The sequence below is a fragment of the Pseudomonas cremoricolorata DSM 17059 = NBRC 16634 genome (genome assembly GCF_000425745.1).
GTDB classification, from domain to species: Bacteria; Pseudomonadota; Gammaproteobacteria; order Pseudomonadales; family Pseudomonadaceae; genus Aquipseudomonas; species Aquipseudomonas cremoricolorata.
Genome location: NZ_AUEA01000006.1, coordinates 155536 through 180938, shown reverse-complemented (window position 1 = coordinate 180938; position 25403 = coordinate 155536). Strand labels below are relative to the sequence as shown.

Sequence of the window (25403 nt, the reverse complement as noted above, 5' to 3'; positions counted from 1 at the left end):
CTCAGCGGCGGTTGGCCAGCAGGCCGATCAGCAGGCCTACGCCTGCGGCGATACCCACGGCGTGCCAAGGCTTTTCCTGGACATAGGTTTCAACGGTGAGCAGCGCTTCCTCGCCTCGCTCACGCACGTTTTCCTGGGTTTGCTGCAGGCTCTCGCGGGCTTGCACCAGACGCTCGTGAACCTGCTCGCGCAGCTCATCAGCCTGGTCACCGGCCAGGTTGGCGGTGTCGGCGAGCAGCTTTTCCGTATCGCGCACCAGAGCCTGGAAGTCAGCCATGAGGATGTCTTGTGCAGTCTTTGCCGATTTTCTGGCCATGAATGGCGCTCCCTGTAAGTGTCTGTGGGTATTTCGAGTGACCCGACCTGCGGAAGGTTCAGTAGGGGTTGTCGGTCTATGCCTGCGCGTTCAAGAGCAACGGGCCTGTGCCGCGTGGCCGTTGGTCCGAGCTGACTTGGCGCAGATGCGCTTGGCCCGGCGCCGACCTAGAATAGTGCCTCGATCCAGACTAGGTGGAAAACCTCCATGCTGCCGGAATGCCAACTGTACGGCACCCTCGGGTGCCACCTGTGCGAAGTGGCCGAGGCCATGCTCATGCCGTTGGTCGAGCACGGCCTGTTGGTCGAACTGCTGGACATCACCGACGATCCGTCTACCTACGAGCGGCTGTCGCTGCGTATTCCAGTGCTGCGCCGAGCCGATACCGGGGCGGAACTGGACTGGCCGTTCGAGACCGCGCAAGTAGTTGCGTTTCTACGTGCTGCAACGATTTGACGGGCGCTTGGGCAACTCCGTATGCTGTATATAAATACAGTATAGAGATGCGCCCATGCTCAACGTCGAGCAACTCAAGTACAGCGTCAACCGCATGGATGTGCGGCGGCTGGACGATGCCGTGCTGGAACTGCGCCTCGAGGGCCTGGTGCTCGACGAGCACACGCCGTTCGGCAAGGTCCACTTCAACACCTGTTTCGCCGAGGTCGAGGCGTCATTCCAGCGTGCGGGCTATCACCGGTCACTGGATGTGGTGGGTTACCAGGGCCTGGCCTATGCCTTGTACGACCCGGCGCGCTGGGATGCCGTGCAGGTGCTGCGCTGGCTCAAGGCGCGCTGCGAGCCGGTCGAGCAGGCTGGCTGAAGCACCGGGCATCGCGGATAATCCGGCGTTTGATCTCACCTGAGCGTTTCATGACTTCTACTTTCGACCCGGCCCGGCAGCAAGCCAGCACTGTGTGTCTGCCCCCGGGCAACTGGGCCACGGTGCTCGATTGCCTGTGCGAGCGTTTCCCGGCCATCAGCCGTGAGCAGTGGTGTGACCGTTTCGCACGGGGTCGCGTGCTGGGCGCCGATGGGCGTGCGCTGGGTGCCGATCAGCCCTACCGACGTGGCTTGCGGGTGCACTATTTTCGCGAAGTAGCGCAGGAAAAGCCGATTCCGGTGCACGAGCAGGTGCTGTTTCAGGACGAGCATCTGGTGGTGGCCGACAAGCCGCATTTCCTGCCCGTGACGCCGTCGGGCGAGTATGTCGAGCAGACCTTGCTGCGCCGTCTCATCCGCCGCCTGGACAATCCTCACCTGGTGCCGCTGCACCGCATCGACCGGCACACCGCCGGGCTGGTGCTGTTTTCCGCCAACCCGCAGAGCCGCAGCCTGTACCAGCGGCTGTTCCCCGAGCGGCGTATCGAAAAACACTACCAGGCCATCGCTGCCGCGCTCCCTGAGCGGCAGTTTCCGCTGGTGCATTGCAGTCGCCTGGAACACGGCGAGCCGTTCTTTCGCATGCACGAAGTGCCAGGGGTCGCCAACAGTGAAACCCACGCCCAGGTGCTCGAGCGCAACGGTCAGTGGTGGCGCTATGGCCTTTCGCCGATCACCGGCAAGACCCACCAGTTGCGGGTGCACATGGCGGCGCTGGGTGCGCCGATCTGCAACGACCCGTTCTACCCGACGCTGCGCAACGACCAGGACGATTACCAGCGTCCGCTCAAGCTGCTGGCGCAGCAACTGCGTTTCGATGATCCACTGGGGGCAGGGGAGCGTTGCTTCCAGTCGCGGCTGAGCCTCGACTGGTAATGCCGGCCCCGGCATTGCGCCGGGGCCTTGGAGGGGTCAGCGGTTGAAGCGCTCGACCAGCGAGTATTGCGTGCCTGCGGTGCTGGTCAGTTCCTCGCTGAGCAGTGCCGAGCGCTGCGCCTGCCCGGACGTCTGATCGGCCAGGTCGGCGATGGTGCTGATGTTGCGGCTGATTTCGTCGGCCACTGCGCTTTGCTCTTCGGTGGCGGCGGCGATCTGCGTGGTCATGTCGGTGATATTTGCCACTGCATCGCTGATGCCGACCAGCGCCTGGTCAGCCTGCATCACTCGCTCGACGCCTTCCTGGGCCTGGCGATGGCCGGTCTCCATGGTTTGCACAGCGTTGTTGGCAGTCTGCTGCAGCTTGGCGATCAGGGTGTGGATCTGCCCGGTGGACTCGGCGGTGCGTTGCGCCAGCTGGCGCACCTCATCGGCCACCACGGCGAAGCCTCGGCCCATTTCCCCGGCGCGGGCGGCCTCGATGGCAGCGTTCAGCGCCAGCAGGTTGGTCTGGTCGGCGATGCCCTTGATGACGTCGACCACACCGCCGATTTCATCGCTGTCCTTGGCCAGTTGCGTCACGGTGCGCCCCGTGTCGCCGACCGCGCTGGACAACCGTTCGATGGCGTCGCGGGTTTCCCCGGCGATGGTGCGTCCCTGGCTGGTCAGGCGATTGGCTTGCTGCGTGGCGTCGGCGGTGCGCTGGACGTGGCTGGCGACCTCCTGGGTGGTTGCCGCCATCTGATTGACCGCAGCGGCCACCTGTTCGGTTTCCACCCGCTGGCGCTCGAGCCCCGCCGAGCTCTGATGGGCCAGGCTGTCGGATTGCCTGGCCTGGTCGCTGAGGTGCTCGGCGCTGTCCTGCAGGCGCGTCAGGCAGGTCTTCATGCGCGCATCCTGGCTGAGCATGGCCATTTCCAGGCGCGCCTGGACGCCACGGCTGTCGGTGTACATCTGCGCGATGAGCGGGTCGGAGGTGGTCTGCTCAGCCAGGCGCAGCAGGCGCTTGAGCCCGCGCTGCTGCCAGCTCAGGCCGATCAGCCCCAGTGGCACCGACAGCGCTGCAGCCAGGGCGAAGCCTGCGCCATGGCTGAAATAGCTGCCGATGACGAAGCCGATCTGGCTGACCAGAATGAACGGCAGCCAGTCCTGCACCACCGGCAGCCAGGTGTCGCGCCGCGGGACGGCCGACTTGCCCTGGTTGAGCCGCTGGTACAGCGCCTCGGCACGGCGCACCTGTTCGGCGGTCGGTTTGACCCGCACCGATTCGTAGCCCACCACCTGGTTGCTTTCGAAGATCGGCGTGACGTAGGCATTGACCCAGTAATGATCACCGTTCTGGCAGCGGTTCTTGACGATGCCCATCCAGGGCAGGCCTTGCTTGAGGGTCTGCCACATGTGCGCGAATACCGCCTCCGGCACATCCGGGTGACGCACCAGGTTGTGCGGCGAGCCGATCAGGGCGTCGCGCTCGAAGCCGCTTATTTCGACGAAGGCCTCGTTGCAGTAGCTGATCACGCCTTTGACGTTGGTGGTGGAGATCAACCGCTGCTGGGCAGGGAAAGTCCGTTCTCTCTGAGTGATCGGTTGGTTGTTACGCATGGCGGCAGGTGTCCGAAGATAGTCGCAAGGTTTTTTGAACTATCGGCACGCCGAGGGATTTGTTGAGGGATTTTTTGCCACCGGCTGGGTCGGTCATGGAAATGTCGTAACCGCATGCTACGCCGTCGCTCTCAGCCAACGGCGCGCCCACCTGCACCTTTAGGGTTACTTGAAGCGCCGTTCGACGCCTTTCTCGACCAGAATCTTGGCGGCGATTTCTTCTACGGAAAAGTGGGTGGAGTTGATGTGGGCGATGTTCTCGCGACGGAACAGGCCCTCGACTTCGCGCACCTCGAACTCGCACTGGGCGAAACTCGAATAGCGGCTGTTGGGTTTGCGCTCATGCCGAATCGCGGTGAGGCGGTCGGGGTCGATGGTCAGGCCGAACAGTTTGCTCTGGTGCTTGCGCAGTACGGCAGGCAATTGCAGGCGTTCCATGTCGTCTTCGGTGAACGGGTAGTTGGCTGCGCGAATGCCGAACTGCATGGCCATATAAAGGCAGGTCGGCGTTTTGCCGCAGCGTGATACACCTACCAGAATCAGGTCGGCCTTGTCGTAATAATGGGTGCGGGCGCCGTCGTCGTTGTCCAGGGCGAAGTTCACCGCCTCGATGCGCTCCATATAGTTGGAGTTGCCACCGATGGAGTGGGACTTGCCCACCGAATAGGAAGAGCTGGCCATCAGCTCTTGCTCCAGCGGCGACAGGAACGAGGAGAAGATATCGATCATGAAGCCGTTGGAGGTAGCGAGTATCTCGCGGATGTCCTGATTGACGATGGTGTCGAAGATGATTGGCCGCACGCCATCACGTTCCGCCGCCAGGTTGATTTGCGCAACCATGGCGCGGGCTTTGTCGGCAGTGTCGATATAAGGACGGGTGAATTTATTGAAAGGCGTAGTATCGAACTGAGCCAACAGGCTTTGCCCGAGTGTCTCAGCAGTGATTCCGGTACCGTCGGAGATGAAGAACGCGGTTCGTTTCATGTGCGCCTTGGGCCTTAAGCTGCTGAATGTTTCTGGATATGATAGGTTCGGTTTGCCGAACACGACGTTCGGCATTCTTACTCAATTTGCACGTCCAGGCCACAAGCGCCCGGTCCGGCCAGAATCGGTTCGCGGCGCCTTTTTGAGCTTTTCCCAACACAGTTAGCGGAGAGATCACCTTGGTAGAGTACGTAGTTTCCCTCGATAAGCTCGGCGTCCATGATGTAGAGCACGTAGGGGGCAAGAACGCATCCCTGGGCGAAATGATCAGCAACCTCGCCGGTGCTGGGGTTTCAGTGCCGGGCGGCTTTGCCACTACGGCTCAGGCGTACCGCGATTTCCTTGAGCAAAGTGGCCTGAACGATCGCATCAATGCCGCGCTCGACGCCCTCGACGTCGATGACATCGCGGCCCTGACCCAGACCGGCGCGCAGATTCGCCAGTGGGTCATGGACGCTGAATTCCCATCGCGCCTGGACGCAGAAATCCGCACCGCCTTCGCCAGCATGGCCGATGGCAACGACAACATGGCGGTCGCCGTGCGTTCCTCGGCCACCGCCGAAGACCTGCCCGACGCCTCGTTCGCCGGTCAGCAGGAAACCTTCCTCAACATCCGTGGCGTCGACAACGTCATCCGTGCCGCCAAGGAAGTGTTCGCTTCGCTGTTCAACGACCGCGCCATCGCCTACCGCGTGCACCAGGGCTTCGACCACAAGCTGGTCGCCCTGTCTGCCGGTGTGCAGCGCATGGTCCGCTCGGAAACCGGCACCGCCGGGGTCATGTTCACCCTCGATACCGAGTCGGGCTTCCGCGACGTGGTGTTCATCACCGGCGCCTACGGTCTGGGTGAAACCGTGGTTCAGGGTGCGGTCAACCCGGACGAGTTCTACGTGCACAAGCAGACCCTGGAGGCCGGGCGTCCGGCGATCCTGCGGCGCAACCTGGGCAGCAAGGCGATCAAGATGATCTACGGCGAGGAAGCCAAGGCCGGCCGTTCGGTGAAGACCGTCGACGTCGACCGCGCCGAGCGCGCGCGCTTCTGCCTGAGCAACGAGGAAGTCGCCGAGCTGGCCAAGCAGGCGATGATCATCGAGAAGCACTACCAGCGGCCGATGGACATCGAATGGGCCAAGGACGGTGACGACGGCAAGCTGTACATCGTTCAGGCGCGTCCCGAGACGGTCAAGAGCCGGGCCAGTGCCAATGTCATGGAGCGCTACCTGCTCAAGGAAAAAGGCACCGTGCTGGTCGAAGGCCGGGCGATCGGCCAGCGTATCGGCGCCGGCAAGGTCCGCGTGATCAACGACGTCTCGGAAATGGACAAGGTCCAGCCAGGCGACGTGCTGGTCTCGGACATGACCGACCCGGACTGGGAACCGGTAATGAAGCGCGCCAGCGCCATTGTTACCAACCGTGGCGGGCGTACCTGCCACGCCGCGATCATCGCGCGCGAGCTGGGCATTCCGGCGGTGGTCGGCTGTGGCAATGCCACCCAGTTGCTCAAGGATGGCCAGGGCGTGACCGTTTCCTGCGCCGAGGGTGATACCGGTTTCATCTTCGAAGGTGAGCTGGGCTTCGACGTCAAGCAGAACTCGGTCGATGCCATGCCCGAGCTGCCGTTCAAGATCATGATGAACGTCGGTAACCCCGACCGTGCGTTCGACTTCGCCCAGCTGCCCAACGAAGGGGTAGGCTTGGCGCGCCTGGAATTCATCATCAACCGCATGATCGGTGTGCACCCCAAGGCGCTGCTCAACTACGCGGGTCTGCCCCCGGAGCTCAAGGACAGCGTCGACAAGCGCGTGGCCGGCTACGCCGACCCGGTCAGCTTCTACGTCGACAAACTGGTCGAAGGCATCAGCACCCTGGCCGCGGCGTTCTACCCGAAAAAGGTCATCGTGCGGCTGTCGGACTTCAAGTCCAACGAATACGCCAACCTCATCGGCGGCAAGCTGTACGAGCCGGAAGAAGAGAACCCGATGCTGGGCTTCCGCGGCGCGTCGCGCTACATCAGCGAGTCGTTCCGTGACTGCTTCGAGCTGGAGTGCCGTGCGCTCAAGCACGTGCGCAATGTCATGGGCCTGACCAACGTCGAGATCATGGTGCCGTTCGTGCGCACTCTGGGCGAAGCCAGCCAGGTGGTCGATCTGCTCGCCGAAAACGGCCTGGCCCGCGGCGACAACGGCCTGCGCGTGATCATGATGTGCGAGCTGCCGTCCAACGCCATCCTGGCCGAAGAGTTCCTCGAATACTTCGACGGCTTCTCCATCGGTTCCAACGACCTGACCCAGCTGACCCTGGGTCTGGACCGCGACTCGGGGATCATCGCCCACCTGTTTGACGAGCGTAACCCTGCGGTCAAGAAGCTTCTGGCCAATGCCATCGCGGCCTGCAACAAGGCCGGCAAGTACATCGGTATTTGCGGTCAGGGCCCATCGGATCACCCCGACCTTGCCAAATGGCTGATGGAGCAGGGCATCGAGAGCGTTTCGCTCAACCCTGACTCGGTGCTGGAGACCTGGTTCTTCCTCGCCGAAGAGCAAGTCGCCGGTTGATTCCGCCAGCCGCTGCGGCGCAGGCCGCAGCGGATCTGCGATGCACGCGCGGGCGCCGCCGGATGCCGGCTTCAATGGCATTGGGCAGCGCCCGCGTGTGCATTTATACTCGGCGTTTTTTCGTGCGCCAGATTCCATGCAAAGCAGCAGTGCTCTCTTTCCCGTCGCCTTGCTCAGTGCCGAGCGGCGCGGCGACCTCAGTGAAGACGTCTACCGCATCAAGGCCGGCAACGTTTCCGACCCCAGCGTGGAGCTCGCCCTGACCCGCCTGGGCCAGGTCGAGCCGACCGGCGCCCTGGGCATTCCGGTGATCCTGCTGCATGGCAGCTTCTCCAATCGGCGTTTCTGGTTCTCGCCCAAGGGCATCGGCCTGGGCGCGTTCCTGGCGCGTGCCGGCTTCGATGTGTGGATTCCGGAAATGCGCGGCCACGGCCTGTCGCCGCGCAACCGGTGCTGGGCGCACAACCGCGTGGCCGACTATGCCGCCGAGGATCTGCCGCTGATCGCCGCGTTCGTCATGGAGCAGACCGGCCAGGCGCCGCACTGGCTGGGCCATTCGCTGGGCGGCATCACCTTGGCGGCCGCCATGGGCGGCGGCTACCTGGATGACACCCAGGTGGCCAGCGCGGCGTTTTTCGGCACCCAGGTCAGCCGACGCCGCTGGCCGCTGAAGATCCCGCCGTTGGCGTGGGCTCTACGCATGCTGCTCAAGCGCTTTCCCCATGTGTCTGGAACGCGGCTCAAGCGTGGCCCGGAGGACGAGCCGATGGGGCTGGTGTTCGAGGCGCTGCGCTGGCAGGGGCTGTTTGGCCGCTTCGGCGAAAAGGGCAACGACTGGTGGCAAGGGCTGGCAAGCGTGAACGTGCCAGTGCTGGCGGTCTCGGGTGCAGCGGATCGCCAGGACCCGCCCTGGGCCTGCCGCGCGCTGTTCGAGCAGATCGGCAGCGCGCACAAGCAGTACCTGTGCCTGGGGCAGGCTCCTGGCACTGAGGCCTTCGGCCATGTCGACATGCTGGTCAGCAAGGCTGCGCAGACCGACGTCTGGCCGCGGGTGCTGCATTGGCTCGAGCAGCCGCAGGTGGCGCTGCCGGGCGCCGAGCAGGGTGAAGCATCGCGGATGACCGAGGTGCCCTCGGCGGTGTAGCCTTGGCCCGCGCTACTGCAACAACTTACCTTTGGTTACGACTGACAGGAGTTTGCCATGCAGCACTACCTCACCCCCGACCTCTGCGACGCTTACCCCGAGCACATCCAGGTGCTCGAGCCAATGTTCAGCAACTTCGGTGGCCGCGATTCGTTCGGCGGGCAGATCGTCACCCTCAAGTGTTTCGAAGACAACTCGCTGGTGCGCGAGCAGGTCGACCTCGATGGCACCGGCAAGGTGCTGGTGGTCGACGGCGGTGGTTCGCTGCGCCGTGCGCTGCTCGGTGACATGCTCGCCGAGAAAGCGGCGAAGAATGGCTGGGAAGGGCTGCTGATCTACGGCTGCGTGCGCGATGTCGACGCCCTGATCCAGACCGACGTCGGCGTGCAGGCGCTGGCAAGCCATCCGCTTAAGACCGACAAGCGCGGCGAGGGCCAGCTGAATGTGGAGGTCAGCTTCGCCGGCGTGACCTTCCGTCCGGGCCAATACCTGTATGCCGACAACAATGGCGTGATCGTCTCGGCGATTCCCCTGGCCATGCCCGAGTAACGCGCCGGCGGCGCTGATGGAGCTTCGATGTTCGAAGAAGAAAACGCGCAGTGGGGGCTGGTCCACGCCCTGCTGCTCGATGGCAATGGCGGCGGGCGCGCGGTCGCCCGTACCGAACTGGATGATCTGCAACTGCAGCCTGAGCAGAGCTTATGGCTGCACTGGGATCGCAGTCACCCACAGACCCGCACCTGGCTGCTGCGCGACAGCGGCCTGAGCGAGTTCGCCTGCGAGCTGTTGCTGGAAGAAAACACCCGGCCGCGGCTGTTGCCGCTGGCCGATGAACAGCTGCTGCTGTTCCTGCGCGGGGTCAACCTCAACCCTGGTGCCGAACCGGAAGACATGGTCTCGGTGCGTATTTTCGCCCAGGCGCAGCGGATCATTTCCCTGCGTTTGCGGCCCCTGCGCGCCAGCGATGAAATCCTTCAGCAACTGGCCGAAGGCCGTGGGCCGAAGACGGCCTCCGAGCTGCTGGTGGTGATGGGCGAACTGCTCACCGAGAAGGTCCAGGCGCTGGTCACCGACCTCTCTGAAGAGGTCGACCTCGAAGAAGAGCAGGTCGAGGCCGATGCTCGCCACGCCCCGGCCCAGGGCAGCCTGCAACTGATTCGTCGCCGCGCCGCGGCACTGCGGCGTTTTCTGGCCCCGCAGCGTGACATCTACGCGCAGCTCTCCAGGCACAAGTGGAGCTGGTTCGCCGATCGTGATGCCGACTACTGGAACGAGCTCAACAACAGCCTGATCCGCTACCTCGAAGAGCTGGAACTGGCTCGCGAGCGAGCTGCGCTGCTGCTGGAAAGCGAGGACCGCAAGCGCGACGAACGGATGAACCGGACCATGTACCGCCTGGGCATCATCACCTGCATCTTCCTGCCGATGAGCTTCGTCACCGGCTTGCTGGGTATCAACGTCGGCGGTATCCCCTGGTCGCAAAGCCCCAATGGCTTCATCTTCGCAAGCCTTGTGGTCGTCGCCCTGGCGCTGGGTCAGTGGTGGCTGTTTCGGCGTTTGCGCTGGGTATGAGCAAGGGCAGGGTGGTTTTGTGACCTGTGGCGCTACGGCCTCGTCTTTGACTGACATTGCGCGAGGTGCCCATGCACGATCCGTTTGAAGAATCTCTGCGCGACCTGCTCAAGGCGTCGCCGTCCGGCCACGACCGTGATGACGACGCCTGCCTGGGACGCGTGCTCAAGACTGCCAACCGCCAGGTTGGCGCTGGCGACCTGTTCACCCTGCTGGGCCGTTGCGGCCAGGCGTTGATGGTCGCCATCAACAATGGCTCGGCGCACGTTGCGCCGGTGCGTCGCACCGCTGCCGGTGGCAGCAAAGCTGATAAGGCTGACTGATTATGGAACTCGATCTCTGGACCCAGAGCCTGGTCACTGCAATGACCGCGCTGTGGACTAAAGTGGCGAACTTCATCCCGAACCTGTTCGGTGCGCTGGTGGTGGTACTGCTCGGTTTCGTGGTGGCCAAGCTGCTCGACACCTTGCTTTCGAAACTGCTCGCCAAGCTCGGCCTCGACCGCCTGATGAGCGGTACCGGGCTGACCAAGATGTTCAGCCGGGTCGGTATCCAGGTGCCGGTGTCGACCCTGATCGGCAAGATCGTCTACTGGTTCGTGCTGTTGATCTTCCTGGTTTCGGCGGCTGAGTCGCTGGGTCTGGAGCGGGTCTCGGCCACCCTCGACATGCTGGCTCTGTACCTGCCCAAGGTGTTCGGTGCGGCATTGGTGCTGCTGGCAGGCGTGCTGCTGGCACAACTGGCCAACGGCCTGGTGCGCGGCGCCGCCGAAGGCATTGGCCTGGAGTACGCGGCGGGCGTCGGACGCATCGTTCAGGGGCTGGTGATCATCATTGCCATTTCGGTCGCGATCAGTCAGCTGGAGGTCAAGACCGACCTGCTCAACCATGTGATCGTCATCGGTCTGATTACCGTTGGTCTGGCGATTGCCCTGGCGATGGGCCTTGGCAGTCGCGAAATCGCCGGGCAGATCCTTGCCGGCATCTATGTGCGTGAGTTGTTCCAGGTCGGTCAGAGCGTGCAGATCGGCGAGGTAGAAGGGTTGATCGAGGAGATCGGCACGGTCAAGACGACGCTTCTGACCGACGACGGTGAGCTGGTGTCGCTGTCCAACCGGCAGCTGCTCGAACAGCGTGTCACCCGCCGCTAATCGGGCAAAAGCTGTTAATGTATGCCGCCGCTGAAAAGGGCCCTGGGGGCCGAGCGGCGACATTGACCTGACTGTCGGCCAGATGCGTTTTGAATAAAGTCTACTCGCTGCCCATGCGTTACGACCCCCGCGAGCTCACGGACGAAGAGTTGGTGGCGCGCTCGCATGAGGAGCTTTTCCACGTCACCCGCGCCTATGAAGAACTCATGCGGCGTTACCAGCGCACTCTGTTCAACGTCTGTGCGCGTTATTTGGGGAACGACCGTGACGCGGATGATGTCTGTCAGGAAGTGATGCTGAAGGTGCTGTACGGGTTGAAGAATTTCGAGGGGAAATCGAAATTCAAGACCTGGCTCTACAGCATCACGTACAACGAGTGCATTACCCAGTATCGCAAGGAGCGACGCAAGCGACGGCTGATGGATGCTCTGAGTCTCGACCCGGTCGAAGAGGCCACCGAAGACAAGGCACCGCAGCCAGAAGAAAAAGGCGGACTGGATAAGTGGCTGGTGCATGTCAACCCGATCGATCGGGAAATCCTGGTGCTGCGTTTTGTCGCAGAGCTGGAATTTCAGGAGATCGCTGACATCATGCACATGGGGCTGAGCGCAACGAAAATGCGGTACAAGCGCGCACTCGATAAATTGAGGGAAAAATTTGCAGGCCTGGCTGAAACTTAGTCGACGGCAAATACCTCTAACCAGCCGGTGAGTTCTGCTAGACTTGCCGTCGAGTTGTGCCCCCACCCGGATGGTGGCGGGACTGCTTAACTACCATCAGATGGGGATTTAACGGATGAAACTGAAAAATACCTTGGGCTTGGCCATTGGCTCGCTCATCGCAGCTACCTCGGTTGGTGTCATGGCTCAAGGCCAGGGCGCTGTTGAAACCGAGATCTTCTACAAAAAAGAATACTTCGACAGCCAGCGTGACTTCAAAAACGACGGCAACCTGTTCGGTGGTTCGATCGGTTACTTCCTGACCGACGACGTTGAACTGCGTCTGGGCTACGACGAAGTGCACAACGCCCGTGGCGACGACGGCAAGAACATCAAGGGCTCGAACACCGCCCTGGACGCCGTTTACCACTTCAACAACCCGTACGACGCTATCCGTCCGTACGTATCGGCTGGTTTCTCTCACCAGTCGATCGGCCAGAGCTTCCGCGGCGGTCGTAACCACTCCACCTTCGCCAACCTGGGCGCTGGTGCCAAGTGGTACATCACCGACATGTTCTACGCCCGTGCAGGCGTTGAAGCTCAGTACAACATCGACCAAGGTGACACCGAGTGGGCACCGAGCGTTGGCGTTGGTCTGAACTTCGGTGGCAGCCCGAAATCGCAAGAAGTCGCTCCGACCCCAGCACCTGTTGCTGACGTCTGCACCGACAGCGATAACGACGGCGTTTGCGACAACGTCGACAAGTGCCCAGACACCCCAGCCAACGTTACCGTTGACGCTGATGGCTGCCCGGCTGTTGCCGAAGTCGTTCGCGTTGAACTGGACGTCAAGTTCGACTTCGACAAGTCGGTCGTCAAGCCTAACAGCTACGGCGACATCAAGAACCTGGCTGACTTCATGAAGCAGTACCCACAGACCACCACCACCGTGGAAGGTCACACTGACTCCGTCGGTCCAGACGCTTACAACCAGAAGCTGTCCGAGCGTCGTGCCAACGCTGTCAAGCAAGTACTGACTCAGCAGTACGGCGTAGAATCCAACCGTGTTGATTCGGTTGGCTACGGCGAGTCCCGTCCGGTTGCCGATAACGCCACCGAAGAAGGTCGCGCTATCAACCGTCGCGTTGAAGCTCAAGTAGAAGCCCAAGCCAAGTAATTGGTCTGACGCTTCATGAAAAACCCGGCTTCGGCCGGGTTTTTCTTTGCCTGCGATTTACCGTTCGCCTCTCCATCCCCGCGCAAACCTGCGAGATGACCCTATCGCATCGACTGAACTGTCGTTGCGTCGACGGGCTGGCTATAATCGCCCACCCACGCCCCTCGAGTCTCGCCTGCCCATGTATAACCTGGCCCGCCAGCTGCTGTTCAAACTTTCCCCGGAAACCTCCCATGACTTGTCCCTGGACCTGATCGGTGCCGGTGGTCGTCTGGGGCTCAACAGCCTGTTGTGCAAGCGTCCGTCGGCAGCGCCAGTGACGGTGATGGGGCTGAACTTCGCCAACCCGGTCGGGCTTGCTGCGGGTCTGGACAAGAACGGCGCCGCCATCGACGGTTTCGCCCAGCTGGGCTTCGGTTTCGTCGAAATCGGCACCGTCACCCCGCGTCCGCAGCCCGGTAATCCCAAGCCACGGATCTTCCGCCTGCCGGAGGCCAACGCCATCATCAACCGCATGGGCTTCAACAACCTCGGCGTCGATCACTTGCTGGGGCGTGTGCAGGCGGCCAACTATCGCGGCATCCTCGGTATCAACATCGGCAAGAACTTCGACACGCCGGTGGAGCGTGCCCAGGACGACTACCTGATCTGCCTGGAAAAGGTCTACGCCCACGCCAGCTATATCACCGTCAACGTCAGCTCGCCGAACACCCCTGGGCTGCGCACTCTGCAGTTCGGTGACTCGCTCAAGCAGCTGCTCGATGCCTTGGCCGTGCGACGTGAGCAACTGGCTCTCGAGCACGGCAAGCGAGTGCCACTGGCGATCAAGATCGCCCCTGACATGACCGACGAGGAAACCGCACTGGTGGCCTCTGCGCTGTTGGCCTCGGGGATGGATGCGGTGATCGCCACCAACACTACCTTGAGCCGTGAGGGCGTCGAAGGCTTGCCGTATGCAGGGGAGGCGGGTGGGCTGTCCGGCGCGCCGGTACTGGAGAAGAGCACGCACACCGTAAAGGTGCTGGCAGGCGAGCTGGGCGGCAAGATGCCGATCATCGCAGCCGGGGGTGTCACCGAGGGCCGTCATGCTGCGCAGAAGATCGAAGCGGGGGCGAGCCTGGTGCAGATCTATTCCGGGTTCATCTACAAGGGCCCTGCGTTGATTCGCGAGGCGGTCGACGCTATCGCTGCGCTCAAGCGCGGCTGAGTCGCAGGCAAAAAAAAGGCCCCCTGATGGGGGCCTTGGGCCTTGGCCCGACGCCCGTAAAGGGCGCATAGGGTGACTCGAATTCAAAGTCCTCGTTCAGCCAACGGCGTGATTTTCGTTGAGTCTATGAATACCCGCGGTACCGGTCATGCCGTCCCAGTTGTCGCCACGACCCTCCCGCCAACCATTGATCCAGGCCTGACGCACCGAGGGCAGGCTAAAGGGGCAGAGTTCGCGCGATTTGCCGGTCACGCCATACTGATAGCCACGTGAAAATGCTCTTTCCAACGGATCACGCTTTAGTCTTCTCATAGGGTGTTGCCCTCACTTGTTGACTGTAATGTCCCGTCGACCTCACAGAGGTCGGGCAGAATCTTTCTGCCGGTTTGCGCTCGCTGCCGGCGTGGCGAGCTGAAAGTGCCACTTCGTTGCGAAGCGGCCTGTGGTCAGTTCTAACCAAACGCGCCGGGTGTGTGAATGATCGATTTGTCATAAGGAGGTAACCTTTCCGAAGGTGAGGGGATAAGTAAATAAATGCGACTCAGCCTCATCTGCGATAAAGCCCGGCATCATCAGTGGCTTATAGGCATTTGGAATCACTAGGCCATTGCGTTGCGCGTCCGTGCTCTAATGCGCCTCGATTCGACGAAGGGTCATGCACGACCGCTGTAGAACGAATTTTTCATGCTGCCTGACGATCGAATACTCTTTGCCTTGGGCGAAGCGGTTCGCTCAGGTGGCCCTGGCGCCCGCCTGGTAACCGGCAGGCGCATTGCACGCTCCCTGGAAAGCGTGCTCGATAACCGCGGCGCGGACTTAAGGTCGAACGCCATCAACTTAGCCATCAGGCACTGGATTACTCATGTCGGACCGTATCGAACTCTACCTCACCTGCCCCAAGGGCCTCGAAGGCCTGCTGGCCGAGGAAGCCCGCCAACTGGGATTGACCGAGGTGCGCGAACACACCTCGGCGATTCGCGGCGCGGCCGATATGGAAACCGCCTACCGCCTGTGCCTGTGGTCGCGCCTGGCCAACCGTGTGCTGCTGGTGCTGGCGCGCTTCTCGATGAGCAACGCCGAAGACCTCTACCACGGCGTGCACGACATCGACTGGCAGGACCATCTGGCGGCCGATGGCACCCTGGCGGTGGAATTCAGTGGGCATGGTTCGGGCATCGACAACACCCACTTCGGTGCGCTGAAGGTCAAGGACGCAATCGTCGACCGGCTGCGCAACCGCGAGGGCCTGCGCCCCTCCATCGACAAGCTCAACCCCGATCTGCGCGTGCACCTGCGCCTGGACCGGGGCGAGGCCATCGTCTCGCTCGACCTGTCAGGACACAGCTTGCACCAGCGGGGCTACCGCCTGCAGCAAGGCGCCGCGCCGCTCAAGGAAAACCTCGCGGCGGCAGTGCTGATTCGTGCCGGCTGGCCGCGCATCGCCGCTGAAGGCGGGGCGCTGGCTGACCCGATGTGCGGGGTCGGCACCTTCCTCGTCGAAGCGGCGATGATCGCCGCCGACATCGCCCCCAACCTCAAGCGCGAGCGCTGGGGCTTCAGCGCCTGGCTGGGCCACGTGCCGGCGCTGTGGCGCAAACTGCACGATGAAGCGCTGGCCCGCGCCGAAGCTGGCCTGGCGCGGCCGCCGCTGTGGATTCGCGGCTACGAGGCCGACCCGCGGCTGATCCAGCCGGGGCGCAACAACGTCGAGCGCGCTGGCCTGAGCGACTGGGTGAAGATCTACCAGGGCGAGGTGGGCACCTTCGAGCCGCGCCCCGACCAGAACCAGAAAGGCCTGGTGATCAGCAACCCGCCTTACGGCGAGCGCCTGGGCGATGAGGCCAGCCTGTTGTACCTCTACCAGAACCTTGGCGAGCGCCTGCGCCAGGCCTGCATGGGCTGGGAGGCGGCGGTGTTCACCGGCGCCCCGGAGCTGGGCAAGCGCATGGGCATTCGCAGCCACAAGCAGTACGCGTTCTGGAACGGCGCACTGCCGTGCAAGCTGTTGCTGTTCAAGTTGACCCCCGATCACTTCGTCACCGGCGAGCGGCGTGCCGCCGGCAGTAATGTCGACGCTGATGCCGAACAGCTTCAGCAGCCGCAGGCCAAGCCCGCTGAGGCGGCACGCCTGTCCGAAGGCGCGCAGATGTTCGCCAACCGCTTGCAGAAGAACCTCAAGCAGCTCGGTAAGTGGGCGCGCCGAGAGCAGATCGGCTGCTACCGCGTGTACGATGCCGACATGCCCGAATACGCCCTGGCGGTCGACGTCTACCAGGAATGGGTGCATGTGCAGGAGTACGCTGCGCCGCGCTCCATCGACCCGGAAAAGGCGCAGAGCCGCCTGATCGATGCGCTGGCGGCGATTCCTCAGGTGCTCGGTGTTGCCCAGCAGCAAGTGGTGCTCAAGCGCCGCGAGCGCCAGAGCGGCACGCGTCAGTACGAGCGTCAGGCCACCGAAGGGCGGTTCCAGGAGGTCAGCGAAGGCGGCGTCAAGCTGTTGGTCAACCTCACCGACTACCTCGACACCGGCCTGTTCCTCGACCACCGGCCGATGCGCATGCGCATCCAGCGCGAGGCCGCCGGCAAGCGCTTCCTCAACCTTTTCTGCTACACCGCCACCGCCTCGGTGCATGCGGCCAAAGGTGGCGCGCGCAGTACCACCAGTGTCGACCTCTCCAAGACCTACCTGGACTGGGCCCGGCGCAACCTGGCGCTCAACGGCTTCTCGGAGCGCAACCGCCTGGAGCAAGGCGATGTCATGGCCTGGTTGCAGGCAGCCAGCGACAGCTACGACCTGATCTTCATCGACCCGCCGACCTTTTCCAACTCCAAGCGTATGGAAGGGGTGTTCGATGTGCAGCGCGATCACGTGGAATTGCTCGACCTGGCCATGGCGCGTCTGGCGCCAGGCGGCGTGCTGTATTTCTCCAACAACTTCCGCAAGTTCCAGCTCGACGAGCACCTGAGCCAGCGCTATGTGGTCGAAGAGATCACCGCCCAGACCCTCGACCCGGACTTTGCCCGCAACAACCGCATCCACCGCGCCTGGCGCATCACCCTGCGCTGAGTCGTCCACATCAGGCCCTGACGCTACCGTGCGCCAGGGCCTGCCTTGAGCGTGAGAGTTTTCGATGAGCGATAGCGTACACATCACCGACCTGGTCGAAGGCGATGGCAAAGCCGTGGTCAAGGGCGCGCTGCTGACCACCCAGTACACCGGCTGGCTGGCCGATGGCAGCGAGTTCGACTCGTCCTGGTCGCGGGGAAAACCGTTTCAATGTGTGATCGGCACCGGCCGGGTGATCAAGGGCTGGGAGCAAGATTTTCGCTGAATACACCTTATGAGCATTGTTCCATGCTCACGTAGCATGACTCCTACTTTGTACTCTAAGTGAAATCCAGTTTTGATAATTGACGAACTTACTTTGTCTAAGTCAATCGCCATAGATGCCCCATGCAAGGTGTTATGTCTGTGTTGGATTCTTCTCAAGAGCGAAGCGATGTTATGATTGCGTTAATGCTCTCGATGTTTACGTCCAGTGCTTGTAGAGCTGTCAGCACATTATCATGTGTGATGGTTGATCCTCACTGACCTACCCACAGGCTCAATTCTTCGATCGCAGCTCTGATAGCGTGTTGATTGAGTAAGATGAGTTCAATTGCATCCGCTGCTGTCGCCCCTTTGTCTTCCATGTGTATGCTCTGTGCTCAAACTCCTAGCATAGCTTACTCAGCTAACCCAATCGCTATCATGTGCAGCTCTGGGGAGTGAATCCCAAGGTTTTCATCCCCCCCGTTTTGGAACCGGGATTTTACTTGGCTCCTTGAGATCAATAGCCTAATAATCCGGGAGTGACAGCTATTCGGCTTAGCACCCTGCTTTAGTAAAAGTGCTGGGTGCTTTTAAATCGTGGAATCTCGTGGCAGAACAAAAAAGCCCCGCCACAGCTCCAAACAGGAGCATAGAGAGGCGTTTGAGGTGTGGTATGTACAACCCTACTGTGTAGCCGGTAAACGGCCGTATGAGGCTGGTTTTAAGAGGCTGCTTTCAGTTCCTTCTTGATTCTGTAGACCGTGGCAACCCCACACCCTGCCAGCTTGGCTACATCATCGGCGGTCATGGTGGGGTGCTTGGCCATGATGCCCGTAACCTTCTCCCTCATAGCAGCGTTTTTACCTTTGCCCGCTGGTTTCCAGTCAGGATTAGCTGCCTTTTTGTTCTCGATACCTTGTTTGATCCGCTCCACACGTTTCTCTTGATCGAGTCGTGCCATAGTTGCCATAAGGTCAAGGAGCATGTTGTTAATCACTTCCATGACGGCACCAGTGATACCTGTATCGCTGACCAGTTGGTGACTGGTGGGAAGGTCAACCACTACCAGACGCAAGCCCTTTGCTTGGATTGTACCCTTCAACGATTTCCATTCAGCATTGGATAAACGAGACAGGCGGTCTACGGACTCACAGACGATGCAATCACCGGACTCGGCGTTGTCAAGCAGGCGGGAAAGCTCGGGACGGTGGAGCTTAGTACCGCTGATGTTTTCGCTGTAGGTGCCGATCACTGTCAGACCCTTCTCAGCGGCGAATGCCTCAAGCATGGCTTTGGCTCTATTTGCATCCTGATCGGCGGTACTGGCTCTCAGATACAGGTGGGCTTTCATGGTCACTATTCTTTAGCTATCAATTCGATGGGGCTATGATAATCGATCAAATAGCTATAAACAAGATGAACTGTGATAGTTCCTATCAGATGGGGGTCGATACTACCTTTTGAGTAGAGTCAATTGATAGCGCATCCCTCTTGGTTACCTCCTCAAGCGCATGATAGCTTTCTGCCTTCAATGGGCAAGGAGCAAATTTTATGAAGCTGGGTTCAATGGTGGCAATGGCCGCACTTTCAGGAGTCTTAAGCGGGTGTGCTGGCCAGCCTCCGCTACAACGCCCACCATTCCCTGTTGAGGAATACCAAAAGCTCGTGCTAGAGGGGGCGGGCACGGTTTCCGGGCAGGTGTTTATGAAAACTGTCGGTGGGGATGTTAAGTACGGGGCTGGCAGCGAAGTCGCTCTATTTCCTGTAACGAGCTATTCGAATTTCTGGTATCAGAATGCTTACCTGCAATCCAAGCCAATCGTACCTTCGGATGAGCGGCAGAAGACGTATATGAAGGTCACACAGGCTGACGGGAACGGTAATTTCAAATTCACAAATGTCGCTCCCGGCGATTACTACGTCAGTTCAATGGTCATTTGGCACGTGCCTACGCAACTCGGTCTTGAAGCGCAAGGTGGCTCTGTGGCCAAACCCGTAGCGGTTGACGAAAAGGTAGAAGCGAGAGTTATGTTGACTCGGTGACTGGCAACATTTCGTCTAATTTGTGTGCTTCTTCCTGCATATAGTTGGAAGGGGCACTGCATGCTCTAAAGTCCCTATGGCTCGCGTATGCCGCGTTCTGCGGCTAATGCCTATATTTCCACTGCCCAGTAAAGGAATCCTCTGATATCGCTCTTATGGAGCCTCTCATGCCTGTGTTATGAGGGATCTTCTGCTGTTTCTATTTCAATGTGTGAATTCCTGCATAAGCAGAAAGGAATTGTAGAGAGATTGCGACGGATCTGCTTAGACGAATACCTATTCAGCCCTTACAGAATCAAGGTTGCAGAGGATTTAATGGGTTATCTTCAACAGATTGTCATGGAATGCATTCCTGTTTGTCACCCTGTACATTTCCTGTACTGACTTCTGATAGATCTCCTACATATCATTGTCTGTTGTAGAAGATAGATTTCTTGTACATCATCGCGGTCTGTTGCAGAAGATAGATAGTATTTGAGGACAGTTGATCTACGCTCTCGCTTCGATAAGAATGCAATGTCCTCAAGATGCCGATACATCTATAGTGGTAATGGCATATGAGACGGAGTCGAATGGTGAGCGATAGCGAATGCTTTTAGAGGGAAAGGTGAGAAATCACCTGTCTGCTCTTTATCTTATTGTATAAATTTACTTATCGGTATGCTTGGCATACAATCTAATGCTTCGTAAGCGTAGCTTACAATATACTTCTTCTTCAACGTTGAGGGGATTATTCCCCTCTCTTCCCTTATCCTTGCTCAACCCAACGCAGTGGCCTCCGCCCACAAGAAGAAATTTAAGGCTCCGCCATAAAGAAGAGCGTCTTATTAATCGTCTCGGGGTCATGTCTTTTGATAGGCTCGGTGGCATTGGGCGGTGCCTCATGCGGCCCAGGTTCATAAATGCGGCCGTATTACTCCCCCCCTTTCGGGAATAGGTGTTTAGGCAGCCTGTGCAGTATTTGTCTTGTCACGCCATTTCCTGATGGTCTTTCAGGATACATGGTGATGTACCTTGCTGAAAGGTTGGGACCAGGGACTGATGGGCATGCGCGCGGGCGGCAAGCGTCGGCTGGTGGTGCCGGCGGCCCTGGGCTACGGCGAGCGCAGCGTCGGGCGCATTCCGCCGAATGCCGAGCTGACCTTCGAAATCGAGGTGCTGGAAGTGCTCACCCGCGACGATTGACGCGACACATTGTGGCAACACGACAGTGTCAGGCTCGGTGCGTCTGGGGCCGTGGCGGGGAACCAAATCCGATCATGGCACTCAGACATTGCGCCGCACGCCCGACCTCACGCGCCCCAGGACCGTCAAATTCCTGAGGCCCAATGCGGTTTGCGCGCGGGTTTCTCCTTTTGCCGCAAGAGCCCAATTATGACGTTGCCCGCCTTTTTCCGCCGCCGTCGCCACCTGCTGCTGGGTCTGACCCTGGCAGTGGTCAGTGTGCCGCTGGCGCTGCAAGTGCTCGACAGCCGCGCCGAACCGGTCGATGGTACCCAGACCCTGGTGTTCATGCGCCATGCCGAAAAACCCGGCGAAGGGCTGGGGCAGCTCAATTGTCAGGGGCTGAACCGCGCCATCGATCTCGCTACGGTGCTGCCCGAGCGCTTCGGCAACGCCGACTATGTGTTTGCCGCCAACCCGTCGCGGCATGTCGAGGAAGGCAGCCAGGACAACAGCTACAGCTACCTGCGTCCGCTGATGACCATCAGCCCCAGCGCCATCCGCCTGGGCCTGCCGGTGAACATCGATTTCGATGCCAATGACGTCGACGATCTGGCCGATGAGCTGATGCGTGACAAGTACCGTAATGCCACGGTCTACACCGCCTGGTCACACGGGTATCTGCCCGACCTGATCAACGCCGTGGCAGGCAAGGCACTGGGCGAGAAGCAGACCATCACCGATGACTGGCATAACGAAGATTTCGACAGCCTGTACGTGCTGACCCTGACCTGGCACGACGGCAAGGCCAGCCTGCTGACCGAAAATGTGCGCCAAGGGCTGGATGACGGCGAGCACGACTGTCCGACCTGAGCACAAAAGCATGGCGGCCCATCGGGTGTCACACCGATGGGCCGCCATGCCCGCGTCACTCCTTTACTCGATCACCTAGGCGCCGATGCTTTCAGCGCCCGAACCGCGGCGGCCAGCCGATGACCCTCTTCGCCCGCGGCGTGGCGTAGGTGCGCACCTTCGAGGTGCTCAGGCCCAGGCGCACCAGTGACTCGGCGATGGTCACCGCAGCGCTGACGCCATCGACCACCGGCACCCCGGTGCGCTGGCGAATCTGTTCATCGAGCCCGGCCATGCCGCCGCACCCCAGGCAGATCACCTCGGCCTTGTCGTCGCGCACCGCGCGCTCGGCCTGCTCGACGATGGCCGCGACCGCTCGCTGTGGGTCGGCCTCCAGTTCCAGTACCGCCAGGCCACTGGCGCGCACCGAGGCGCAGCGCTCGTATAGACCGGACAGCTTGAGACGGTCTTCGATCAACGGCACGGTGCGGTCCAGGCTGGTGACCACCGAATAGGCGTGGCCCAGGTACATGGCGGTGCTCGCCGCCGCGTCGGTGATGTCCACCACCGGTACGTCGAGCAGCTCCTGCAGGCCTTCACGACCGTGTTCGCCGTAACCGGCCTGGATCACTGCATCGTACGGCTGGTCGTAGCTCAGCACGCGGTCCATCACGGCGATGGCGGCCAGGTAGCTCTCGAAATTGCCTTCCACCGACTCGGCGCCGAAATAGGGCGTCAGGCCGACGATCTCGGTGCCCGGTGCCGCCACGCTGCGCGCCTGTTCGGCGATGGCCTCGGTGATGGCCTCGGTGGTGTTGACGTTGACGATCAGAATACGCATCGAAAGATCCTTGCTTCAGTGACTGCTGTGGTCGACGGCGATGCACTCGCCGCTGACGTCTTGGTAGTGGCAGCGACGCGGGGCGATCAGCAGGTAGATCGCCGCAGCGATGCCTGCGCCGATCAGCCAGGAGAACGGCGCCACGCTGTGGAAGTTCGGCACCAGGGCCAGCACGATCGACAGCAAGGCCGCCGGCACGAACGCTGCCACCGCGCGCAGGTTGACGCCGCGGCTGTAGTGGTAGGCGCAGGCAGGGTTTTCGCTGTACAGCTCAGGCACGTTGATGCAGCCCTTACGCAGCAGCCAGTAGTCGGACATGATCACCCCGTACAGCGGGCCGAGCAGGGCGCCCAGGCCGGACAGGAAGTAGACGATCACCACCGGGCTGTTGTACAGGTTCCACGGCAGGATCAACACCGCCACGGTGGCGCTGATCAGGCCGGCACGGCGGAAGTTGAGGTGGCGCGGCGCGAGGTTGCTCAGCACGAACGCCGGGGCGACGAAGTTGGCCATGATGTTCACCGCCACGGTGACGATCAGGAAAGCCAGGCAGCCGAGTACCAGGAACAGCGTGTTGGGAATCGCCGCGACGATCTGCGTCGGGCTGTCGATGATCTGCCCGTTGATCTGGAACTGCGCGCCGCACAGCACCACGGTGATCACCGCGAACACCAGAATGTTCACCGGCAGGCCCCAGAAGTTGCCGACGCGGATGGTCTTGCGGCAGGGCGATGAGCGCGCGAAATCGCAGAAGTTGAGCACCAGGGTGCCGTAGATCGCCAGCCACAGCGCGCCCCCGGCGAAGATGTTGCGCCACATCTCGTAGCCGGTCAGCGGTTCGGCCACCGACCAGGCGATGCGCGCATCGGCCTTGAAATACATGTAGATCGCCAGACTGGCCACGGTCAGCAGAATCACCGGGCCGGCGAAGCCTTCATAGCGGCGGACCATTTCCATGCCGTAGGCCAGAATCACCAGTTGCACCAGCCAGACCGTCAGGAAGCAGGCCCAGCCAAGGCTGGAAAGGCCAAGCACGCTGTCGTGGTCGTACGCCGCGACCTGCGGCCACACGGCGGTCAGCAGCACCCGCAGCACCACCGAGGCCAGGTAGGTCTGGATGCCGAACCAGGCGATGGCGATGACGGCACGAATCAGCGCCGGGATCTGCGCGCCATGAATGCCGAAGGCGATGCGGCTGATGACCGGAAACGGCACCCCGGTCTTCTGCCCCATGTAGCCCGACAGGTTCATGAAGAAGTACACCAGCGCAGCGCCGATGGCCAACGACAAGAGGATCTGCCAGCCGCCCAGGCCCAGGGCGAACAGGCCCATGGCGAAAGAGTAGTTGGCGATGTTGTGCACATCGTTGGTCCACAGCGCGAAGATGCTGTAGCCGCCCCAGCGACGCCCGGCCAGGCGCGTGGGCGCCAGGTCACGGTTGTGCAGGCGTGGGCTCAGTTCCAGGTCGGCGGGCATGCCTTGGGCAGGGTGGGTGAGGGGAGCGTCTTGGGCGATGGGGTGTTCAGGGGCAAGGTTGAGGCTGGTGCTCATTCCGGCAGGCTCCTGATGCGCGTGTACTGCGATGAGCGGCGCGGCGCAGGGCCGGGCTTCTCGTCAGTGCAGCGTGGGCATCACTGGGTTCTGGGCGCAACTGCCGATGCTGAGTCGGCGCTGCGGGTTCTTGTGTATGTATGTTTTGCAGAAGTTGTATACAAAACACAAGCGCAAAGAAGCGAGTTCCATGCCACGCGCTTTCCATGCGCGCATCCTACTAACGATATAGTCGCGATTTAATTTTTTAAGTTTTTGATTTTATTGAATTTAAATGTGTATATCTGCGCCCTGATATTTTTTCCATGGATGATTTCCTGATCATGAGGTCAACTTGAAACGCCACATAAGTGTAACTTCACGGGGCGTTACCTCGATAAAGTGCACACAAAAATGGCACTTAAGGTGACATTAGTGTGTACATATTTAATGACGGTCATTCGCCTGGTAAATACCGTAGGTGGGTAGACGCCGAGCTGCTTGATCGACCGCACCGGTAATCGGGCGATGACGCAGATCTTGCCGGTGGCCTGCTCGCACTCGCCAAAGACGCTAGAATGCGCGCTTTTGCCTTGCGACCTTGCCATGACCGCGCCTATCCAGACCCTCGAACAGCTCCTGCTCACCGCCCTCGACCCCGCCCCGAGCGAAACCCGACGGCTGTTCCATGGCCGCGGCCGCTGCTGGCCGGGGCTCGAGCAGATCACCGTCGACTGGCTCGACGGGGTGCTGTCGGTGGCGCTGTTTCGTGAGCCACCCGCCGGCCAGCTGGGCGAACTGGAGGCCATGTTGCAAGGCTTGGCACTACGCCCGCAGTGGCCGGCGCAAGCGGTATTGATTCAGCATCGCTATTTGCCCGACAGCCCCGCCCAGTGGCTGCTCGGTGAGCCCTGCGCGCAGCGCGAAGTGGTCGAAGATGGCCTGCGCTATTTGCTCGACCTTGGCGTGCGGCAGAACAACGGCCTGTTCCTCGACATGCGCTACGGCCGGCGCTGGGTGCGTGAGCAGGCCGCCGGCAAGCGCGTGCTCAACCTGTTCGCCTACACCTGCGGGTTTTCCGTCGCGGCGATTGCCGGCGGCGCCGAGCAGGTGGTCAACCTCGACATGGCCAAGTCAGCCCTGGCGCGTGGTCGCGACAACCACCGGCTCAACGGCCATGACGCGTCGAGGGTGGCGTATCTGGGGCACGAACTGTTCAAGTCGTGGGGCAAGGTGCGCAAGTACGGCCCGTACGATCTGATCATCATCGACCCGCCGACCTTCCAGCGCGGCAGCTTCGTGCTGACCCAGGACTACGCGAAGATTCTCCGGCGCTTGCCCGAGCTGTTGGCGGACGGCGGTACGGTGCTGGCCTGCGTCAACGATCCGGGGGTCGGCCCGCAGTTTCTGCTCGATGGCATGGCCGAGGCGGCGCCTGAGCTGCAGTTCGTCGAGCGCCTGGCCAACCCACCTGAGTTTCCCGACGCCGACCCGGACGGCGGTCTCAAGGCCTTGGTGTTCACCCGCCGCTGATGATGC

At 61.2% G+C, this 25403-nt stretch carries 23 protein-coding genes and 2 pseudogenes; 18 read left to right on the top strand and 7 right to left on the bottom strand.

Annotated elements, in window-relative coordinates:
- Position 1: 1 nt before the first annotated feature.
- Positions 2-316 (bottom strand): ElaB/YgaM/YqjD family protein, encoded by a 315-nt coding sequence (locus H618_RS0107515; RefSeq protein WP_028694489.1) that lies wholly within the window; start codon positions 314-316, stop codon positions 2-4.
- Between the two features lie 207 nt (positions 317-523).
- Between H618_RS0107515 and H618_RS0107510 the strand changes: the two genes are divergently transcribed.
- The 3 genes from H618_RS0107510 to H618_RS0107500 are packed head-to-tail and all read left to right on the top strand — an operon-like array spanning position 524 to position 2071.
- On the top strand, positions 524-772 hold the full coding sequence (locus tag H618_RS0107510; protein WP_028694488.1) for a glutaredoxin family protein: 249 nt from the start codon (positions 524-526) through the stop codon (positions 770-772).
- Between the two features lie 55 nt (positions 773-827).
- Positions 828-1136, top strand: coding sequence for a hypothetical protein (locus tag H618_RS0107505; RefSeq protein ID WP_028694487.1), 309 nt, complete (start codon positions 828-830; stop codon positions 1134-1136).
- A 50-nt stretch (positions 1137-1186) separates the two neighbouring features.
- Complete coding sequence (locus H618_RS0107500) at positions 1187-2071, top strand: pseudouridine synthase (protein ID WP_028694486.1); 885 nt, start codon at positions 1187-1189, stop codon at positions 2069-2071.
- A 36-nt stretch (positions 2072-2107) separates the two neighbouring features.
- On the opposite strand, the gene H618_RS0107495 is transcribed toward H618_RS0107500, so the two are convergent.
- Positions 2108-3673 (bottom strand): methyl-accepting chemotaxis protein, encoded by a 1566-nt coding sequence (locus H618_RS0107495; RefSeq protein ID WP_028694485.1) that lies wholly within the window; start codon positions 3671-3673, stop codon positions 2108-2110.
- Positions 3674-3838: 165 nt separating this feature from the next.
- Complete coding sequence (gene ppsR, locus H618_RS0107490) at positions 3839-4657, bottom strand: posphoenolpyruvate synthetase regulatory kinase/phosphorylase PpsR (RefSeq protein ID WP_028694484.1); 819 nt, start codon at positions 4655-4657, stop codon at positions 3839-3841.
- 179 nt (positions 4658-4836) lie between these two features.
- Here ppsR and ppsA point away from each other — a divergent pair, with 179 nt between their 5' ends.
- From ppsA to H618_RS0107445, 9 genes are all read left to right on the top strand, one after another.
- On the top strand, positions 4837-7212 hold the full coding sequence (gene ppsA / locus H618_RS0107485; RefSeq protein ID WP_028694483.1) for a phosphoenolpyruvate synthase: 2376 nt from the start codon (positions 4837-4839) through the stop codon (positions 7210-7212).
- 136 nt (positions 7213-7348) lie between these two features.
- Positions 7349-8356: an alpha/beta fold hydrolase gene (locus tag H618_RS0107480; protein WP_028694482.1), complete on the top strand. Its 1008-nt coding sequence runs from the start codon at positions 7349-7351 to the stop codon at positions 8354-8356.
- Between the two features lie 57 nt (positions 8357-8413).
- Entirely contained in the window at positions 8414-8905 is a 492-nt protein-coding gene (rraA, locus tag H618_RS0107475; RefSeq protein ID WP_028694481.1) for a ribonuclease E activity regulator RraA, read from the top strand.
- 27 nt (positions 8906-8932) lie between these two features.
- Positions 8933-9928: a CorA family divalent cation transporter gene (locus H618_RS0107470; protein WP_028694480.1), complete on the top strand. Its 996-nt coding sequence runs from the start codon at positions 8933-8935 to the stop codon at positions 9926-9928.
- A 71-nt stretch (positions 9929-9999) separates the two neighbouring features.
- Complete coding sequence (locus tag H618_RS0107465) at positions 10000-10251, top strand: hypothetical protein (RefSeq protein ID WP_028694479.1); 252 nt, start codon at positions 10000-10002, stop codon at positions 10249-10251.
- Between the two features lie 2 nt (positions 10252-10253).
- On the top strand, positions 10254-11078 hold the full coding sequence (locus H618_RS0107460) for a mechanosensitive ion channel family protein (protein WP_028694478.1): 825 nt from the start codon (positions 10254-10256) through the stop codon (positions 11076-11078).
- 113 nt (positions 11079-11191) lie between these two features.
- A complete protein-coding gene (gene sigX / locus H618_RS0107455; protein ID WP_033727558.1) occupies positions 11192-11758 on the top strand; it encodes an RNA polymerase sigma factor SigX in 567 nt (188 codons plus the stop codon).
- Positions 11759-11873: 115 nt separating this feature from the next.
- On the top strand, positions 11874-12914 hold the full coding sequence (locus tag H618_RS0107450; protein WP_028694476.1) for an OmpA family protein: 1041 nt from the start codon (positions 11874-11876) through the stop codon (positions 12912-12914).
- A gap of 181 nt (positions 12915-13095) precedes the next feature.
- Entirely contained in the window at positions 13096-14121 is a 1026-nt protein-coding gene (locus tag H618_RS0107445) for a quinone-dependent dihydroorotate dehydrogenase (protein WP_028694475.1), read from the top strand.
- Positions 14122-14217: 96 nt separating this feature from the next.
- Here H618_RS0107445 and rmf read toward each other — a convergent pair whose 3' ends face one another.
- Complete coding sequence (gene rmf, locus H618_RS22360) at positions 14218-14433, bottom strand: ribosome modulation factor (RefSeq protein ID WP_038412755.1); 216 nt, start codon at positions 14431-14433, stop codon at positions 14218-14220.
- Between the two features lie 550 nt (positions 14434-14983).
- Here rmf and rlmKL point away from each other — a divergent pair.
- Together rlmKL and H618_RS21400 are read left to right on the top strand one after the other, a co-directional pair.
- Positions 14984-17188 (top strand): bifunctional 23S rRNA (guanine(2069)-N(7))-methyltransferase RlmK/23S rRNA (guanine(2445)-N(2))-methyltransferase RlmL, encoded by a 2205-nt coding sequence (gene rlmKL, locus H618_RS0107440; RefSeq protein ID WP_028694474.1) that lies wholly within the window; start codon positions 14984-14986, stop codon positions 17186-17188.
- 64 nt (positions 17189-17252) lie between these two features.
- Positions 17253-17441: pseudogene (locus H618_RS21400) on the top strand (FKBP-type peptidyl-prolyl cis-trans isomerase); the annotation flags it as partial.
- A gap of 714 nt (positions 17442-18155) precedes the next feature.
- Here H618_RS21400 and H618_RS0107430 read toward each other — a convergent pair.
- Positions 18156-18785, bottom strand: coding sequence for a recombinase family protein (locus tag H618_RS0107430; protein WP_028694473.1), 630 nt, complete (start codon positions 18783-18785; stop codon positions 18156-18158).
- Positions 18786-18985: 200 nt separating this feature from the next.
- On the opposite strand from H618_RS0107430, the gene H618_RS0107425 reads away from it, so the two are divergent.
- The 3 genes and pseudogenes from H618_RS0107425 to H618_RS0107415 all read left to right on the top strand — a co-directional run bounded on the left by H618_RS0107425 (position 18986) and on the right by H618_RS0107415 (position 21514).
- Positions 18986-19477 (top strand): hypothetical protein, encoded by a 492-nt coding sequence (locus H618_RS0107425; protein WP_028694472.1) that lies wholly within the window; start codon positions 18986-18988, stop codon positions 19475-19477.
- A gap of 1014 nt (positions 19478-20491) precedes the next feature.
- Positions 20492-20662: pseudogene (locus tag H618_RS21395) on the top strand (FKBP-type peptidyl-prolyl cis-trans isomerase); the annotation flags it as partial.
- Positions 20663-20851: 189 nt separating this feature from the next.
- On the top strand, positions 20852-21514 hold the full coding sequence (locus H618_RS0107415) for a histidine phosphatase family protein (protein ID WP_028694471.1): 663 nt from the start codon (positions 20852-20854) through the stop codon (positions 21512-21514).
- Between the two features lie 91 nt (positions 21515-21605).
- Here H618_RS0107415 and H618_RS0107410 read toward each other — a convergent pair whose 3' ends face one another.
- Positions 21606-22334 carry an aspartate/glutamate racemase family protein gene (locus tag H618_RS0107410; RefSeq protein ID WP_028694470.1) on the bottom strand — a complete coding sequence of 243 codons (729 nt, stop codon included), beginning with the start codon at positions 22332-22334 and terminating at the stop codon, positions 21606-21608.
- 15 nt (positions 22335-22349) lie between these two features.
- Positions 22350-23885, bottom strand: a complete 1536-nt coding sequence (locus H618_RS0107405) for an NCS1 family nucleobase:cation symporter-1 (RefSeq protein ID WP_028694469.1) — start codon at positions 23883-23885, stop codon at positions 22350-22352.
- Between the two features lie 585 nt (positions 23886-24470).
- On the opposite strand from H618_RS0107405, the gene H618_RS0107395 reads away from it, so the two are divergent.
- Positions 24471-25397 carry a class I SAM-dependent methyltransferase gene (locus H618_RS0107395; protein WP_028694467.1) on the top strand — a complete coding sequence of 309 codons (927 nt, stop codon included), beginning with the start codon at positions 24471-24473 and terminating at the stop codon, positions 25395-25397.
- The last annotated feature ends 6 nt before the right edge of the window (positions 25398-25403 follow it).

Bases quoted from the DNA above. Each gene is read 5' to 3' on its own strand.
- H618_RS0107515 (WP_028694489.1), bottom strand. From the start codon at position 316: ATGGCCAGAAAATCGGCAAAGACTGCACAAGACATCCTCATGGCTGAC.
- H618_RS0107510 (WP_028694488.1), top strand. From the start codon at position 524: ATGCTGCCGGAATGCCAACTGTACGGCACCCTCGGGTGCCACCTGTGC.
- H618_RS0107505 (WP_028694487.1), top strand. From the start codon at position 828: ATGCTCAACGTCGAGCAACTCAAGTACAGCGTCAACCGCATGGATGTG.
- H618_RS0107500 (WP_028694486.1), top strand. From the start codon at position 1,187: ATGACTTCTACTTTCGACCCGGCCCGGCAGCAAGCCAGCACTGTGTGT.
- H618_RS0107495 (WP_028694485.1), bottom strand. From the start codon at position 3,673: ATGCGTAACAACCAACCGATCACTCAGAGAGAACGGACTTTCCCTGCC.
- ppsR (WP_028694484.1), bottom strand. From the start codon at position 4,657: ATGAAACGAACCGCGTTCTTCATCTCCGACGGTACCGGAATCACTGCT.
- H618_RS0107480 (WP_028694482.1), top strand. From the start codon at position 7,349: ATGCAAAGCAGCAGTGCTCTCTTTCCCGTCGCCTTGCTCAGTGCCGAG.
- rraA (WP_028694481.1), top strand. From the start codon at position 8,414: ATGCAGCACTACCTCACCCCCGACCTCTGCGACGCTTACCCCGAGCAC.
- H618_RS0107470 (WP_028694480.1), top strand. From the start codon at position 8,933: ATGTTCGAAGAAGAAAACGCGCAGTGGGGGCTGGTCCACGCCCTGCTG.
- H618_RS0107465 (WP_028694479.1), top strand. From the start codon at position 10,000: ATGCACGATCCGTTTGAAGAATCTCTGCGCGACCTGCTCAAGGCGTCG.
- H618_RS0107460 (WP_028694478.1), top strand. From the start codon at position 10,254: ATGGAACTCGATCTCTGGACCCAGAGCCTGGTCACTGCAATGACCGCG.
- sigX (WP_033727558.1), top strand. From the start codon at position 11,192: ATGCGTTACGACCCCCGCGAGCTCACGGACGAAGAGTTGGTGGCGCGC.
- H618_RS0107450 (WP_028694476.1), top strand. From the start codon at position 11,874: ATGAAACTGAAAAATACCTTGGGCTTGGCCATTGGCTCGCTCATCGCA.
- H618_RS0107445 (WP_028694475.1), top strand. From the start codon at position 13,096: ATGTATAACCTGGCCCGCCAGCTGCTGTTCAAACTTTCCCCGGAAACC.
- rmf (WP_038412755.1), bottom strand. From the start codon at position 14,433: ATGAGAAGACTAAAGCGTGATCCGTTGGAAAGAGCATTTTCACGTGGC.
- rlmKL (WP_028694474.1), top strand. From the start codon at position 14,984: ATGTCGGACCGTATCGAACTCTACCTCACCTGCCCCAAGGGCCTCGAA.
- H618_RS0107430 (WP_028694473.1), bottom strand. From the start codon at position 18,785: ATGAAAGCCCACCTGTATCTGAGAGCCAGTACCGCCGATCAGGATGCA.
- H618_RS0107425 (WP_028694472.1), top strand. From the start codon at position 18,986: ATGAAGCTGGGTTCAATGGTGGCAATGGCCGCACTTTCAGGAGTCTTA.
- H618_RS0107415 (WP_028694471.1), top strand. From the start codon at position 20,852: ATGACGTTGCCCGCCTTTTTCCGCCGCCGTCGCCACCTGCTGCTGGGT.
- H618_RS0107410 (WP_028694470.1), bottom strand. From the start codon at position 22,334: ATGCGTATTCTGATCGTCAACGTCAACACCACCGAGGCCATCACCGAG.
- H618_RS0107405 (WP_028694469.1), bottom strand. From the start codon at position 23,885: ATGAGCACCAGCCTCAACCTTGCCCCTGAACACCCCATCGCCCAAGAC.
- H618_RS0107395 (WP_028694467.1), top strand. From the start codon at position 24,471: ATGACCGCGCCTATCCAGACCCTCGAACAGCTCCTGCTCACCGCCCTC.